The 16714-nt window shown below is 59.3% G+C and carries 11 protein-coding genes; 2 read left to right on the top strand and 9 right to left on the bottom strand.

Going from position 1 to position 16714, the window contains the following annotated elements:
- Window positions 1-231 precede the first annotated feature (231 nt).
- Window positions 232-1839, bottom strand: coding sequence for a PucR family transcriptional regulator (locus tag GT003_RS06655; protein WP_161695712.1), 1608 nt, complete (start codon window positions 1837-1839; stop codon window positions 232-234).
- 237 nt (window positions 1840-2076) lie between these two features.
- Here GT003_RS06655 and GT003_RS06650 point away from each other — a divergent pair, with 237 nt between their 5' ends.
- Both GT003_RS06650 and GT003_RS06645 read left to right on the top strand, forming a co-directional pair.
- Window positions 2077-2358 carry an ArsR/SmtB family transcription factor gene (locus GT003_RS06650; RefSeq protein ID WP_161695710.1) on the top strand — a complete coding sequence of 94 codons (282 nt, stop codon included), beginning with the start codon at window positions 2077-2079 and terminating at the stop codon, window positions 2356-2358.
- 70 nt (window positions 2359-2428) lie between these two features.
- Window positions 2429-3634, top strand: a complete 1206-nt coding sequence (locus tag GT003_RS06645) for an MFS transporter (protein ID WP_161695708.1) — start codon at window positions 2429-2431, stop codon at window positions 3632-3634.
- Between the two features lie 202 nt (window positions 3635-3836).
- Here GT003_RS06645 and GT003_RS06640 read toward each other — a convergent pair whose 3' ends face one another.
- From GT003_RS06640 to GT003_RS06605, 8 genes are all read right to left on the bottom strand, one after another.
- A complete protein-coding gene (locus tag GT003_RS06640; protein WP_161695706.1) occupies window positions 3837-4931 on the bottom strand; it encodes a serine hydrolase domain-containing protein in 1095 nt (364 codons plus the stop codon).
- Window positions 4932-5096: 165 nt separating this feature from the next.
- Window positions 5097-6383: an alpha-L-fucosidase gene (locus tag GT003_RS06635; protein WP_161695704.1), complete on the bottom strand. Its 1287-nt coding sequence runs from the start codon at window positions 6381-6383 to the stop codon at window positions 5097-5099.
- Between the two features lie 33 nt (window positions 6384-6416).
- Window positions 6417-7289, bottom strand: a complete 873-nt coding sequence (locus tag GT003_RS06630; protein WP_161695702.1) for a sugar phosphate isomerase/epimerase family protein — start codon at window positions 7287-7289, stop codon at window positions 6417-6419.
- 33 nt (window positions 7290-7322) lie between these two features.
- Window positions 7323-10601: an alpha-mannosidase gene (locus GT003_RS06625; protein ID WP_161695700.1), complete on the bottom strand. Its 3279-nt coding sequence runs from the start codon at window positions 10599-10601 to the stop codon at window positions 7323-7325.
- Window positions 10602-10604: 3 nt separating this feature from the next.
- Window positions 10605-12914, bottom strand: a complete 2310-nt coding sequence (locus GT003_RS06620) for a glycoside hydrolase family 3 N-terminal domain-containing protein (RefSeq protein ID WP_161695698.1) — start codon at window positions 12912-12914, stop codon at window positions 10605-10607.
- A 123-nt stretch (window positions 12915-13037) separates the two neighbouring features.
- Window positions 13038-14702, bottom strand: coding sequence for a type 2 periplasmic-binding domain-containing protein (locus GT003_RS06615; protein WP_239565855.1), 1665 nt, complete (start codon window positions 14700-14702; stop codon window positions 13038-13040).
- 148 nt (window positions 14703-14850) lie between these two features.
- Complete coding sequence (locus GT003_RS06610) at window positions 14851-15750, bottom strand: carbohydrate ABC transporter permease (RefSeq protein ID WP_161695696.1); 900 nt, start codon at window positions 15748-15750, stop codon at window positions 14851-14853.
- A gap of 14 nt (window positions 15751-15764) precedes the next feature.
- Window positions 15765-16670, bottom strand: a complete 906-nt coding sequence (locus GT003_RS06605) for an ABC transporter permease (protein WP_239565856.1) — start codon at window positions 16668-16670, stop codon at window positions 15765-15767.
- Between the last annotated feature and the right edge of the window lie 44 nt (window positions 16671-16714).

Genomic DNA, 16714 nt, shown 5'->3' with positions numbered 1-16714 from the left:
CATTTCTATTTAACTAACATATATGTAACACTAAATTCCAGTCTTCTTCCTTGATCTAAAAATCCTATGAAATCACGCCATTTAACAAAGGCCTTGACGCCGGGCGTCGGCGACGGGCAATTCTCGGCAAAAACAAACCGGCAGCACTACGCGCACGTAGTCTGCCGGCCGGTTTGTCTGCCATGCATGCTGCATCCTTCGAGAGCTCGGCCAGAACATCCCGCGGCCGCCTCATGCTCCGCGCTCTCCTTCCCCCGTCTCCGCGGCCAACAGGCTGCGGAAGAGAAAGGCGATTTTGAGCCGTACGAGCACATTCACTTTCTTGAAGTCCACGTCCAGAAGCTCGCTCAGCTTTTCGATCCGGTAGGTGGCCGTATTGCGGTGGATGAACAGCTTCTTCGCCGTGTCGTTCAACTGCCCGTCGCAGTCGAGATACGTCTCCAGCGTCTTCAGCATCTCGAGGGCGTAGCCCGGATCTTTGCTCAGCAGGCCGCCGAGCCAGCGCTGGCAGTAGATCCGCATCTTCTCGCGGGAGACGGGTTCGAAAATCATCGCCAGGTCCAGCGTATCGTAACGGACGATCCGCTCCTCGACGCCCCATTCTCGGGCAAGCCTGAACGTGTTCCGGCATTCCGCGAACGCGTCCGCCATCTCCTTCAGCTGCTTCTTGCGCGCGCAGATGGCCGCCTTCGGGGCTCTTCGTTCATCCAGTCCGAGTCCGGCCAGGCAGGACTCGAGCGCTTCGCGCAGCAGCTCGCCTTCGGTACCCGCCGTTGCGATCGGAACGACGCAGAGTACGCCTTCGTCCATTACGACGTGAATCCCCTTCAGCGCCTGCATCCGCGCGTTGCTCAGCATGGAGGCTTTCAAATCATCCAGCCGTTCCGTCCGCAGTACGGCGGCGGCGGGAGGAAGATCGACGAGCGCGCAGTAATAACCCGTTTCGAGCCACTCCATTTCCCATCGCTCGGCGTATTCGAGCACGGCCTCCGCAGTGACGCCGTTCTTGAGGAACTTTTTGATCAACGAGCCGAAGTCCTTCTGTACCGATAATTCAAAATAGTCCTCGTAGCTGTAATTAAGATGATGCGAAATGATTTCGGCCGCCTGCGTGTATAGCCCTTCCTCGACGGGCGAGAGGAACGGCAGGGAATCGAAGAAGAATGCGAAGCCCGTGCAGGCGTCGCGGTTCATGAGCGGAATGCGGAATGCTTGCCTGCCTAGATGCTTGAGACGCGTCTTGAGCGGGGGCCATGGCCATTGATCGGTCAGCCAATCCGCGGGGATGCCGGGCGAGCTGAATACGACCTGGCCTTTGGCGCCGACGACCGCGATGGGGCACCCGATCGCGTCCGTGACGGATTCGAACAGCGACGAGATCGACTCCGCCCGCAGCGCGAAACGCATGAGGCGGATTTGCTTCTGCAGCGCTCCCTCGAGCTGGTCGGTGCTCCGTTTCATCTCGGCATGGAACAAGCCGTTCATCTGATCGGAGAAGGTGAATTGAAACGGAAGCGCAATAAGAGGAAAGCCGAGTTCGTCCGCCAACGAGGTCAATCGCTCCGGAATCGATTCCCAGAATCGGCCGAGCTTGATGCCTAGCCCCGATGCGCCGCGATAATGCAGCTTCCTGATCAGCTCCGACGCTTCCTCGAGATCGTCCTTGATCAGGTAGGCCGTCGTGAACAACATTTCGCCTTCCTTGATCCAATCCGCGATGTCCGGCGCATCCATCACGTTGATCGATTTGACGATTCGTTGCTTGCCCGAATCGCCCGCGATCAGTTCGCCTTCCGACAGCGGATAAACAGCCAGTGCCTGTTCGACGGTCAAATGCATGCTCGTCGCCTCCTTCCGTGTCCTTCCCCAAGTTGAACAACCTAAGATGTCAAGTTATCTAACATCATATAGCGAATCAGGCGGAATGACAACCGCGGAAGGAAAGAACTTGCCCTATATATGCCGTATGCGGCCGTTTTTACGCAGCCTATTTACAGGAGACGGCGAGGCATGGTATATTTCAACAAACATCGAATTACGGCATTCGAAATTACGGCGAAGAGGCGGTGAGAACCCATGGTCGAGGACAACGAGGAAGTCAAACAAGCGGTGAAAGTGTACAAAGCACTCGGCGAACCGACCCGAATCAAAATCGCGATGCTGCTTACGGAAGAGAAAAATCTCTGTTGTTCGGATATCGGCAGCAAGCTCGAATCCGTCGCCGGTTCCACCCTGTCGCATCATCTGAAGCAGCTGACGGACTGCGGACTGCTCTCGCTGCGCAAGGACGGCACGTACATTTATTACAGCGTCAACAAGGAAGTCGCGCGCAAATACGCCCCTTACTTGCTGGGGTAGCGTTTTTTTCGCCCTTTATTTCGATAAACTTAGAAATATAAAAATAGCTTGGCAAGAGGAGTTGGAGAGAATGTCTACTGCCTGGAAAATCTATATGCTGGCGATCGTCAGCTTTCTCGTCGGCACATCGGAGTTCATCATCGCGGGTATCCTGGATAAAGTATCGACCGACATCGGCGTCTCCGTGGCCGCGGCCGGCCAATTGATTACGGTATTTTCCCTGGCGTACGGTTTCGGAACGCCGTTCCTGATGGCTGCCGCATCCCGCGTCGGCCGCAAGCAGCTCATGCTGTACTCGCTGGCGGTGTTCGTCGTCGGCAACGCCGCCGCTTACGTGCTCCCGGGCTTCGGCGCCCTCATCGTTTCCCGCGTCATCGTGGCGCTCAGCAGCGGCGTATTCGTCGTCACGGCGCTGACCGTCGCCTCCAAGCTGGCTCCGCCGGAGAAGCAGGGCAGCGCCATCGCGACGCTCGTCATGGGCTTCAGCACCGCGCTCATCGTCGGCGTGCCCCTTGGCCGCCTTGCCGCTTCCGTCTATGACTGGAAGGCCGTCTTCGGCGCCATCGCGATTCTCGGCCTGTTCGCGCTGCTGCTCATCGCGACCGCGATACCGAAGACGGACAACGAACTGCCCGTGCCGCTCCGTCAGCAGCTATCGCTCCTGAAGAATCCAAGGATCGCCATCGGCCTAGCCATCACCTTCTTCTGGATCGGCGGCTATGCCATCGCCTACACCTATATGTCTCCGTTCTTGCTGGACGTTACGGGCATGAGCGGCAGCACCGTCAGCATCGCGCTCTTCGCGTTCGGCGTTGCCAGCCTGATCGGTTCCCAGCTTGGCGGCTTCAGCACGGACAGGTGGGGCTATCGGCGGACGCTCGTCGGCGGCATGATCCTGCACGCTGTCTGGCTCGTCGTCATTTCCTTCGCCGCCCATTCGCCGTCGCTCATGTTTCCGCTGCTTATGCTATGGTCCTTCTCCGCTTGGTCTTCCGGCCCGACGCAGCAGTACCATCTCATCACGCTGGCGCCCGGAGCTACGAGCATCATGCTCAGCCTGAACAGCTCCGTCCTGCAATTCGCCATGGCAGCCGGAGCCGGCGTCGGCGGCGTCATCGTGGAGGGCAGCTCGCTGACCGCCATTACTTGGATTGGCGCGGCCGGCGTCGCCGTCGCCGCTCTGATGGCCGCTGGAGCCTTTGGCTATCTCCGGATTGGCGCAGGCAGCCGCTTGCCGAAGAAGGAAGAAGCGCCGAGGAGCGAGGCCAGCGCTTAAGCTGCAAGCTCTCTATTCCATTGACCCCAGCCGGATGACTCCTACTAATCTGGCTGACTGACTAACCTGACTAAATCCGACCACCTTACTGACTGTCTCTACTGTCGGTGGTGGGATCTTGAAATATCCGCTGCGTAAATAACGGGCGGTTCTCCGTTTGCTGTCAGAAGCAAAGGAGAACCGCCCGTTTGGTTGAGGAGGTTTATTCAATCGCGATGCCAAGCGCGTTCTTCAATTCATGGATAATAGCCGTGCCCGCGCTCTGGGGCGTGTATAAATTATTGACGTAGGCGATCGCCAGCCGATGATCCGGATCGGCGAATCCGATGGATCCCCCGTAGCCGCCATGACCGAAGGCAGAAGGGCTCCCGCCCATGATGGAGCCCGGCGAGCCGATGTGGTAGCCGAGCGCTCTGTATTGCGGTTCCTGGCTGGGCAGGTCCTGGAGCGCGGTCGCAAGCCTGATGCGGGATTCCGGCAGCAGCCGAATGCCGTCCGCGCCGTCCGGCAGGAGCGCCGCGTAATGCTTGGCAATCGCCTTGGCCGACATGATGCCGTTGCTGGCCGGGACGCATGCCCGTCTCGCATCCGGGCGGTTCATCCAGTCGGCGAGCGGGGTGACCCATGCCGGGATCGCCTGCAGTCCCGCTGCCGGAAACGCGGCCGGATCGAATCCCGGTTCCTCCAGATACGCGACGCGCGCGTCCGCCTCATCCGGAATCCCGACGAACAATTCATCCCGAATGCCGAGCGGATCGCAAATATCCTCTTCCAGAATGCGCGCGAACGGCCTGCCGTCCAGCCGCCGGGCAATCTCGCCGACGATCCAGCCGAATGTAATCGCGTGGTATTCCATACGCTCTCCCGGCGGCCATTGAGGAACGAGTTTCGCCGTCTCCGCAGCCATCCGGTCCCAATCTACGACCTCGGCAAGCCCGATTCCATCCGGCATATGAGGGATGCCGGTCGTATGGCTCAGCGCATGGCGAATCGTCGCCCGTTCTTTCCCATTCGCGCCGAACTCCGGCCACAGCTCGGCAATCCGCAGGTCGTAATCGATCCCTTGCCGCTCCATCACGTGATGGAGGACCGTCGAGGCGATGCCTTTGGTCGTGGAGAATACGGGGAAGAGCGTCCTGCCGTTCACCGCCCGGCCCGTGCGCCGGTCCGCGATGCCGGCGGAAGCGTCGACGATTAATTCGCCTTCATGATACGCGGCGAGCTGGACGCCCCGTTCCCTGCCCTCGTCGACCATTCGTTCGAGAACCGCTTGCATGTGCTGCTGGATGTCTTTCATCGGTTAAAAGCCCCTTCTCAGCATGATATGAACCGCTTGACCCGTTCATCATAACACTCGGCTAGAATACGCTACAATGCCTAATCGGCCGGCAAAAAAAGGCCGCTTGGATCAACGAATCGATCCAAACGGCCCCGTCTCATGAACCTGATTCATAAATACGGTTTAAACAACTCCCGTATCCCCCGAATAGTGGATCGAGAGCTCGCGGAGCACGGGCTCTCTCGCGCCGCCGTGCGCCGTCACTTCCACGATGACCCCGGCGGCTTTGACCGCCGGAAGGCGGATAATCGCCTTATGTCCGATATTCCTGCCTTCGTAGACGGCGACGGGCTGATGCGTCTTGGCCGTCAGGACCGAAACGCGGAAGGCGAGGACATGCTCGCCCTCCGTCAAATCCTCTTGAATGACGATGTGATCGAGCAGATGGGATTCCTGCGCGTCATACCGCCATACCAGCCCCTCCTGCCTACATGCCGCAAGCGTCGCGATCGGCCGGCCGAAGCGGCGGCGAATCTCTTCCCCGAAGGCTTCCAGATGCGCCGTATCCTTCGCCGGCAGCAGCCCCTCGCGGTTCGGTCCGATATTGAGCAGCAGATTCGTGCCTCGGCCAACGGACAGATAGTAGAGCCCCATCAGCTCGCCGACGCTCTTGACCATGTGCTCGTCTTGATCGCTGTAGAACCAGGTGCTGCCGTTCGCCCGCATCTGCACGTCGCATTCGGCCGGCAGCCAGAGCCGCGTTCCGAGCGTTTCCTTCTCTTTGGTCAAGATCGAGAAATCGGTCGCGTCGGCCACGTTCCAGCACGGGATCGGCGCGATGCCGTCTTCGTTGCCGATCCAGCGGAAATCGGGATCGCCCATATTGAAGATGAGTATGCCCGGCTGCAGCCGGCGGATCGTGCCGATGATACGGTCCCAGTCATACGTATGATTCTCGGAGCCGCAGCCGTCGAACCAGAGAATGTCGATCTCGCCGTAGCTGCCGAGCAGCTCCGTGATTTGATTCACGAAATAATCGTCGTACGCTTCGGCGTCCTGCGCGTAGAAATCGGCGGAGCCGTCGTAAGGCGAATAATAGAGGCCCGCCTTCACCCCGAACTTGCGGCAGGCGTCGACGTATTCGCGCACGACGTCTCCCTTGCCGTCCTTCCACGGGGATGCTTCGACCGAGAAGCGGCTGTACTTGGACGGCCAGTTGGAGAAGCCGTCATGATGCTTCGCCGTCAGGACCGCATACGCCATCCCGGCTTCCTTGGCCGTTCGGATCCACTGCTCGCAGTCGAGCCCGGCCGGGTTGAAATCGGCGGGCGTCATCGGCCGCTCGTCGAAATCGGCATACCCTTCATAGAACGTCCGCAAGCCGAAATGCAGGAACAAGCCAAACTCCCAGTCCTGGTAAGCCAGCTGCTTCGCCGTAGGAATAATGTTCGTATTCGTCTCCGTTTGCATCCTTTGCCCGCCTTCCTTAACATCCAAAATGGGTTATGCTTCCTCCCACAACCGGCGGAGATTGTCCATCCCGATTCGCGACGCCGACTTGCACTCTTCCATGCCTTCGAACTCGACCGTAATGCTGCCGTCGTATCCGGATCCCTTGATCAGCTTGATAATGCGGCGAATCGGAATTTCGCCATGGCCGACGATCGCGCCGCGCAGGTAATTGCCGTTGCTGGTCCGGAACCAGTCGCCTCCGCCCGGCGGCTCGTCGAACGGCCGGAAGTAAAAGTCCTTAAAGTGAACCAACGAGGCGTACGGCAGGTTCTTCATCACGCCGATGACCGGATCCTCGTCCACGCACATGAAATTGCCGATGTCGAGCGTCGTCTTGAAATTCGGACGGTCCACCGCCTGAAGCACCCGCTGCACGCGGTCGCTCGCCTGGACGCTGAAGCCGTGATTCTCGATCGTCGTCGTAATGCCGTATTGCGCCGCATAATCGGCAACGATTCGGCTGCCCTTGACGATGAGCGGCAAGCTTTCCTCGAACCAGGCGATCGTCATCTGTTCCTTCTCGATCGTAAACGCCGTCACGTCATGGCGCATATGCGTCATGCCGAGCCGGCGGACGAGGTCGACATGCGTCTTCATGCGCGCCATCTCGGCTTCGAACGACGCCTCGTCCGGCTGCACGAAATTCGCCGGCATGGAATAGTTCGACAGCGCGATGCCGGCGGCCTTCGCATGCCCGCGCACCGCATCGGCCAGCTCCGGATTGTCGACGAGCGTGAAGCCGTACGGCACGATTTCCATATGCTCGCCGCCGTTCTCGGCGATCCAATCAATGACGTCCAATACGGTCATTTCGCCGGATTTGAGCGCCCCCAGCAAACTGTACGTGCTTAACCCGATTTTCATTGCGATTACCGCCCTTCCATTTCTAAGATAGGATTATGATAAGTGGATCGATATAATCTCAAACGGCTTGAACGCGAGCGCGACCGTTCCTTCCGGGCTGACGCCGCAGGCTTCCAACTCGTCCTCCAGCAAGTTGACGATGGACGCCCGCCGAGCGGTCGGCGGCAGCTGGAATTGGATCCGGTCGCGGCTGCCGGTCGATTCGTAGAAGCGAAGAACGATGCCCTCGCCGCTTTCCGCCGGCTTGACCGTGTCCAATATAACCGTGCTGCTGTTCAGCTGCAGCAGCGTGTTCGTCGCCGGCAAGCTTTTGCCGGAGCCGGAGCTTGAGCCGGAACTTGAATGGGAGCTTGAGCCGGAACCCGGGCTGTGCCCCGATTCTCCGGAACCGTCCCCGCTTCCCGCCGGCACTCGAATCGCAGCCGCCGGATGGTTCAATTCCGCCGCTCTGCGCACGACTTCGGCATTCCGCCAGTCCCGTTCATGCGGGTACAGCGAATACGTGAATTCATGCTCGCCTTGATCCGCGCCGGAGTCCGGCCATTTCGGCGCGCGCAGCAGCGACAGGCGCAGGACGCCGCCTTTGATGTCGTAGCCGTACTTGCAATCGTTCATCAGGCTGACGCCGTAATCGCCTTCCGAAATATCCGCCCAGCGATGTCCGCATACCTCGTACTGCGCCTGTTCCCAGCTCGTATTGCGGTGCGTCGGACGCTCCAAGGCGCCGAACGGGATCTCGTAAGCGGCCTTCGTCGACACGATGTCGATCGGGAACGCCGCTTTCAACAGCTTATGGCTTTCATGCCAAGATATGCGCGTCTTGAAATCCACCCGTTTCCGATGCGGGTAGAGGATCAAATCCTGCGTGATGCGCGACCGGCCAAGCAGCCACTCGAACCGGAGAATATCTGCTGTATCGCCGGACTGCACGACCCGTTTCCCGATCAGCTCCGCCTGACCCGCCGGCTGCTGCTCGTAGTTGGGATCGATGTCCCACGCATCCCAATAGGTCGGCTTGTCATGGAAGAATTGCAGCTCGTTCGCCTTGGCGCCCGGCGGCAGAAGCTCGCGCTGCGCCGCCTTGTCCAGCCAGCGGACGATCTCGCCGCGCGCGTTGAATTCCAGCCGGTAGTGCGCCGTCTCCCATGCGTCGAATTCGCCTGCGTCCCCGTTTGGCGCCTGCTGCTGCTGCTGCGTCCGCTGCTGCAATGCTTCCTGAGCGTCCGGCTCCTTCAGCCAAATCGTCTTGTAGCCGAATGCCGGGATCGCCGGAACGGTCACCGACAAGCTGCCATGCACCGCACCCGATTTTCTCGTTCCACCGAATTCGTCCGCCCCGTCCGCCTCAGCCGCTTCTCCCGGCTCGTTCGCCAGATAATCGCACGGCAGCCGGAAGCCCGCTTCGTCATAAGCGCAGAGACCAGCAAGCTCCGCCCCGCCTTCGATAACGACGGTCTCGTCCCGTTCCCACCCCAAGCTGTTGAACACGACATACGGCGTCCCCTCGCCCGAAGCATTCACCGCTCCGGCAAGCGCAAGCATCGACGCCTGCAATGCCTCGCCGCCGAGGGCGAACACGTCCTCGTATTCCGCTGCCGACGTCTCGTACGTCTCCGTGATGGCCGTGCCCGGAATAATATCGTGAAATTGATTCAGCAGCATCAGCTTCCAGCCGCGGTTCATCGCATCGGCATTCGCTTCCGCTCCCGTATAGGCGCGGGCCAGGGAAGCCCATATCTCCGCTTCGCGGTACAGCACCTCCGCCTTGCGGTTGCTTCGCTTGTTGCGGCCATGCGTCGTCAAGGTGCCGCGATGCAGCTCCAGGTACAAATCGCCATGCCAGTCCGGCAGCGTCCCCGCCGCTTCGCCGACCTTATCGAAGAACGCGCCGGCCGTGCTGAAGCCGCCCGCCGGAAGACCCGGCATGAGCGGGCTGCGCTGCACGAATTCCACCATGTCACGCGTAACGCCGCCTCCGCCGTCGCCGTGTCCGTACAGCAGCATCAGCTCGTTCAGCTTGTCCTGCTGGCGGAACTCCCGCCAATGCTCGTCCATGTTCTTCGGACGCGTATGCTCGTTCAGCCCGTGGTTCAAGTACGACACGATCGACGTGCCGTCGATGCCGACCCAGTTGAACAGCTCGTGCGGGAATTTGTTCGTATCGTTCCAGTCGAGCTTGGTCGTCATGAAGTAATCGACGCCGGCCAGCTTCAGCAGCTGCGGAAGCGAAGCGCAATAGCCGAACGTATCGGGCAGCCATTCGATCGCCGAACCCTTGCCGAACTCGTCGCGGTAGAAATGCTGGCCGTGCAGCATCTGACGCACGAGCGACTCGCCGCTCGGAATGTTCAAATCCGGTTCGACCCACATGCCGCCGACGAGCTCCCATCTCCCTTCGGAGACCGCCTTCTTGATCTTGGCATACAGCGCGGGATCATGCTCCTTCACGAACGCGTACAGCAGCGGCTGGCTCTGGGAATAGACGAAGTCCGGGTATTCCTCCATGAGCGACGTCATCGTGGAGAAGGTGCGGCTCACCTTGCGGACGGTCTCCCGCACCGGCCACAGCCAGGCGATGTCGATGTGCGATTGGCCCACCATATGCATCTTGCCTCGGTTCGGAGCCGAAGGGAATTCCGAAGTGATCCGGTCCGCGAGACGCCGCTCGGCCGCGCTCACCCGCTCGCCGTTCAGCCATTCTTCCTCCGTCCAGGCGCCGCATTCGTTCATCGTCCCGTACAACAGATCCAATAGCCGGCGTCGGTTGCCGTCCTGCTCGGGCAGCAGCTCCATCGTCTCGCACGCGGTCTTGACGCTGTAGCGCAATTGCTGCACCGGCTTGTTGAAGCGCACGAGCTTTACCTCGAACCGCGTTACCGGCGGATTGACCGGCGCCTGATCGTTCAGCGGATCGACCGGCTCCGGGATCGGATCGAACAATTCGAATTCCAGCAGCGGATCCAGGCCGACGCCTTCCAGATAGAGCGGCACCACGTCATGATTGCGGTCGATGCCTTGATATGAAGCTCCGTTCACCCGCAGCAAGCCCTCTCCGCCGCCGCTCACGGTCAAGCCTGCCGTACCGGGTTCCCAGTGCCGCGGAATCGCGATTCGTTTGGTCAGAAAATACGTGATGCCATGCTCCCCGTCAAGCTGAATATCCTCCTGGAAGCTCCCTTCGCCGCCGGGCAGCGTCACGTATTCTCCCGGCAAGCCATAACGGGTTTTCTTGATATGCCAATTGCGCAGCGGCTCTGTCTCCGCCCACTGACGCTCCGATAATTCGCGAATAAAACGTTGAATGCGTTGCATGCCTTAACCCTCTTTCCGCACAGTCAGCGCTGCGCCGTTACCCTCTGCCGAACTGCTGCCGACCGTGATGATGAATTCGCCGGCCTCCACCACTTGCTTCAGCTGCGCGTTCCACATTTGCAAATGTTCCCTGCCGATCGTGAAACGAACGGCCTTCTTCTCTCCCGGCGCAAGCAGGACGCGCGCGAAGCCCTTCAGCTCCTTGGCCGGCCTCGTTACCGAGCTGACGACGTCGGTCACGTACAGCTGGACGACCTCGGTCCCTTCGACCTCGCCGGTATTCGTCACGTTCACCGTGACGGTCGCTTCTCCGTCCGGAGCGATTTCTTCCGGAGATACGGTCAAATCCTCGTAAGCGAAAGTCGTATAGCTGAGCCCGTAGCCGAACGGATACCGCGGCTTCGCGTCCATCTCGAGATACTTCTTCGAGCCGCTGCGCTTTCCGTTATAGCGGACCGGCAGCTGCCCGACGTCCTTAGGCACGGAGATCGTCAGCCTGCCTGAAGGATTGACGTCGCCGAACAAGATGTCGGCGAGCGCCGCTCCCCCTTCCTGACCCGGATACCAGGCTTCGATAATGGCGTCCGCATGCTCGTCGATCCAAGGCTCGACGATCGGACGTCCGTTGATATAGACGACGATCAGCCGTTTGCCCAGCTTATGAACGGCTTGGGCGAGCTCCAGCTGGACGCCCATCAAATGCAGGCCGGCGCGGTCGATTCCTTCGCCGCAATCCATATCGCTCCAGGATAATCCCGTTACGACGGATGCGCCCGTCCGCAAGTCGATCGTGCCTTCGCCGAAGTCCCTGGCGCTGGAGCCGCCGAGCGCAAGCACGACGACTTCCGCCTGCTCGGCGCAGGAGAGGGCGGAAGCGAAGCCTTCGCGGGAATCGCCTTGAATTCTGCAGCCCGGCGCATAGAGCACGCGTTCGTCCGCTTCCTCGCCGAGTGCTCCCTTGATCCCGTCGAGCAGCGTGACGATGGACTCGCGCGGCTGAGGCGACGTATAATCCCCGAGCTGGTTGTAGGCGTGATCGGCGTTCGGTCCGATGACCGCGATCTTGCCCAAGCTCTTCTTCGCGAGCGGCAGCGCGGCTCCCTCGTTCTTCAACAGGATGACGCCCTGCCGGGCGAGCTCGAGGGCCAGCCGCTTATGCGCCTGGCTGCCGATGATGCGCGCGGCTGCCGCCGGATCGACGTACGGATTGTCGAACAGGCCGAGCTTGAACTTGGCTTCCAGTATCCGCCGAACCGCACGGTCCAGATCGGCTTCGTCCAGCAGGCCGTTCCGCAGCGCCCCGTGCAGGTGAGCGGCGAACATCTCGCCGGACATCTCCATGTCGATTCCCGCCTTCACGGACATCGCCGACGCGTCCTCGCCGTCTTGGGCCACGTCATGGCCCCAGGCCAGCATGTTGACCGCTCCGCAGTCCGTGATGACGAAGCCGTCGAAGCCCCACTCCCTGCGCAGCACCTGCTCCAGCAGCTCTTCATTCGTCGTGCAAGGAACGCCGTCGATCTCGTTGTAGGCCGGCATGATGGACATCGCGCCGGCTTCTACCCCCTTCCGGAACGGCAGCAGGTCGATCTCGTGCAGCTCGCGCCGGCCCATATGGACGGGGCCGGCATTGCGGCCCCCCTCCGAATGGCCGTAGCCGACAAAATGCTTCAGCGTCGCGATCACGCTTCCTTCGCCGTCCAGCCTCTCTCCCTGCAAGCCCTGCACGGCAGCCGCCGCCATCTCCCCGATCATGTAGGGATCCTCGCCGAAGCATTCTTCGGTTCTTCCCCACCGCGGATCGCGGACGACGTCGAGCACCGGCGAGTACGTCGCCGCGCCGCCCTGGCTGCGGGTTTCCAGCCCCACCGCCCGGCACATCTCGCGGTAGAGCTCTACGTTCCACGCGCTGCCGATCAGCAGCGGAACCGGGAACACGGTCGCGCCGATTGCCATATGGCCGTGCGAGCATTCCTCGCCGAACAGAATGGGGATGCCGAGCCGGGATTGCTCGATCGCGAAGCGCTGAATGCGATTGACCGCATGCGCGCCCTCTTCCGGAGAGAGGCCGTTTTCCAGCGTCACTTCCGTCCACGGGTCGGCGCGCAGCGTGCCGTAGAGAGATCCGATGCCGCCTGCCTTGACTTGCTCCCGAAAAGCGGCATCCAGCTCGATCGTCCCGTCCCCCTGCTTATGATAGGTTTTCCAACCGAAGGGCTGCGTCATCTGGCCGATCTTTTCCTCCGCCGTCATCAGCGCCAGCAGATCGGCTGCCCGTTCGTTGGCCGTAAGCGTACTGTCCTTGTAACGCATCCGTCGATTTCCCCTTCCTGCTCCTAGACAAGCATAGGGAAGTATACCCGAAGGAATACTTCCCGTGCGCTTGCACTGTTATATTTTTCTCTATTATATAAAGTCTTGTCCCGATAAGCTTGCTTATTTTTTCTCGATTGCCGACTGATAGATTTGAATATACTGCGGCAGGTTCAGGCCATCGAACCCTTTCACGTAGGAATCCCAATCCTTGTCGAGGTTTTTGTCGCCGATGATGAACTGCGCCATATTGGACTGGACGTAGTCTTTGATGGACGTCGCCAATTGCGCCATCGTATCCGTATCTTCGGGACGCACGAACGCGCTGGACGGATAGGATTCCTTCGGCGCGTACGGCGCGTACGCGCTCGTCGCGTCCGCCAGGCGTTTCTCGTAGCCTGCGCCGGTGAGCGGATCCTGCGCCGTCGCGAACAGGTCGCGGAAGTCCTTCGATAGATCCTTCGGTCCAAGCAGCGACCAGCTGTCGTTGCGGACGACGTTCGGGTCGACCGGCGCCAGGTTGGCGAAGCTGTATTTGGCGGGCTTGCCGTCGATGTTCATTTCGTCCGCATTCGCCTTCTTCCAGCCGGTGCCTTCTTTCACGCCGTATTCGCTGAACAGCGCGCCTTCTTCCGAGAACGCGTAGTCGGCGATTTTGATCGCCGCGATTTGCTGCGCTTCGCTTGCTTTATTCGTGATCGCCATCGCGAATTCGCCGAAGCCCTGCGACATGCCCGCAAGCTGCACGCCGTTCGGCCCTTTTAGCGGCGGTACGATGACCCAGTGCTTGCTGCGCGTTTTCTTGTCGTCGTACGTATCGACCAGGTAGCTGAGCAGCGCCGTCGTGATGGAGCCGACGACCTCGTCGCCCTCGCGGTTGCCGAGCTGGCCGACCGCTTGATCGTTTTGCGTGAAGGACGCTTTATCGATCAAGCCCTCGCTGTACAGCTTGTGCATATATGCCAAGCCTTCTTTCCATTCGGGCTTGTTCGCAGCAAAATCGATTTTGCCGTCCGTTACGGTCAAGTATTTGTCGTTGTCATTGTAGATGAAGGCATTCATCAGGAACGAGTCGACATTGCCGTTCCATACGTATTTGTTCGGCGCGCCGGTCATCGGAATTTCGTCCGCTTTGCCGTTGCCGTTCGGGTCCTTCGTCTTGAACGCCTTCAGGACGTTGTAGAGCTCGTCCGTCGTCTTCGGCACGGCAAGTCCGACCTTGTCGAGCCATTCCTTGTTCATCCAATACTTCTGCGAGAACGTGCAGTGGTAGCATTCATTGAAGCGCGGAATGCCGTAGATGTTGCCGTCCGGCGCCGTCATCGCTTCTTTCAAGTACGGCTTCTTGTCCATCATCGCTTTCAGATTCGGCGCGTATTTATCGATCAGTTCGTTAAGCGGCACGAGCACGCCTTGTTTGCCGTAGGTCATCAAATCCGAATTCGTGAACTTGCCTTCCAGGAACACTTCCGGATAGTCGCCGCTCGCGAGCAGCAGCTGTCTGCGGTCGACAAGCGCGTCGGTAGGCGCCAGATCCCATTTGATCTTGACGTTGAATTTCTGTTCGATGTATTTCGTGTAATCGTTATCTTCAAGCGGAGCCTTGCCCTGCGGGGCAAAGAATCCGAGATTGACCGGCTTGGCATCAGCCGTATCGGAAGCCTCGCCGTTCGTAGCGGCTGAACCCGCATTGCCTGCGTTCGTATTATTTCCCGAGCTTCCGCAAGCGGAAAGAACGATGCTGCTGATCATGACTATCATGAGCGAAACCCAAATGGACTTTTTCAATCGACGTCTCCTCCTTGAATCGTATCCTTCGCTGCTCTGCCCGCTGAGGGGCAGTCCCCCTGCTATGCCTTAATCGTACTCGGATCGTACGGTATGCGCTTCCCGATCACCTCCACTAATAATCGACCAATTTCAATCGCACTGCAAATCAGCCCTTCAAGGAACCGATCATGACGCCTTTGACGAAATGCTTCTGCACGAACGGATACATGACGAGCACCGGGATGCAGGCCACGACGATAAGCGCGTATTTGAGCACCTGCTCGAAGCCTTGATCCCGCAGCGACTGCGCGGTGTTCGCCAGCATTTCCGGATCGGCCGCATTCAGGATGAGCATGTTGCGCAGCACGTATTGGAGCGGAAACAGATGCTCGGACCGCAGATAGATGAGGGCGTCGAAGTACGCGTTCCAGTGTCCGACCGCATACATCAAGGTCATGACCGCAAGAATCGGTTTCGACAGCGGCAGTACGATACTCCACAGGTAGCGGGTATCCCTGCAGCCGTCAATTTGGGAAGCCTCTTGCAGCTCCAGCGGAATGGAGGACATGAAGAAGGTTCTGGCGATGATGACCTGGAAGATGGAGAACGCCCCGGGGAGCCACAGCGCCCAGCGCGTATCCAGCATGTGCAGGTTCTTCACCAATAGATACGTCGGGATAAGACCGCCGCTGAAGAACAACGTGACCATCATGAGAATCATGATGTACTTGCGGCCGGGCATCCCCCGCTGCGACAGCGGGAAAGCCATCAGCACGGTGAACAGGACGTTGATCAGCGTTCCGACAACGGTGTAGATGACGCTGTTATAGAAGCCCATCATTAACTGGGAGCTCTTGAAAATCGACTGGTACGCCTTCAACGAGAACTCGACCGGGTACAGCCACACTTGACCGGACACGACGGCGCTCGGCGAGCTGAGGGAGGAGCTGAGAATATAGAGCAGCGGGTACAGCACCGTTAACGTCAACAGGCCGAGCAAGGCATAGATGAAGACGAGCAGCATGCGGTCGCCGAACGGTTCTCTGATGGTTTGATTGGTCAACATGGACGGCCGCCTTTCTACCACAAGCTGTTTTGCGAAACTTTACGGGAAATCGCGTTGACGGTGACGAGCAGGATCAGGTTGATGACGGAATTGAACAGTCCGACGGCGGAAGAGAAGCTGAAGTTGGCGCCGAGGAGACCGACCTTGTAGACGTAGGTGGAAATAACCTCCGACGTGCTGACGTTCAGCGAGTTTTGCATCAAGTAGATTTTCTCGAAGCCGACGCCCATGACGTTGCCCAAGCTTAGAATCAGCATCGTGATCGTAATCGGAAGCAGCGACGGCAGATCGATGTGAATGATCTTCTTGAACCTGGACGCCCCGTCCATACGCGCCGCTTCATACAGCGAAGGATCGACGCTAGACAGCGCGGCGATATAGATGATGGATGCATAGCCCATTTCCTGCCATACCCCGGACCAGACGTAGATGGACTTAAACAGCTTGGGCTCTCCCATGAAATTCGTCGACGACCATCCGAGCGAAGACAAGAGCTTGTCCACGACGCCGACATGCGGCGAGAGCATCAGGATGGTGATCGACACCATGACGACGGTCGATATAAAATGCGGCGCGTACGTGATCATCTGTACCGATCGTTTGAAGAGACCCATCCGGATCTCGTTCAGCGCCAGCGCCAGCAGAATCGGAACCGGGAAGCCCGCGAGAAGCGAGTACAGGCTGATCAGCAGCGTGTTCTTCAGGAGCAGCTGGAAATTCGGCGAATGAAACAACTCGTTAAAGTGCTTGAAGCCTACCCACGGACTGCCTAAAATCCCTTTGATAATATTGAAGTCTTTGAACGCGATAATGACGCCGAACATCGGAATGTACTGAAATATAATGAGGTAAAGCACCGGAAGAAGGACGAGGAGATACAATTCCCAGCTCCGTCTCATCTTGATCCATGTTTGCACCATCCGCATTTCTCCTTCTTTCAGATTGAATCGTCGTTGATTCTTCG

It is taken from the genome of Paenibacillus sacheonensis (assembly GCF_009909195.1).
GTDB classification, from domain to species: domain Bacteria; phylum Bacillota; class Bacilli; order Paenibacillales; family Paenibacillaceae; genus Paenibacillus_Z; species Paenibacillus_Z sacheonensis.
The sequence above is the reverse complement of the archived record's forward strand: the minus strand, read 5'-3'. Positions and strand labels throughout refer to the sequence as shown.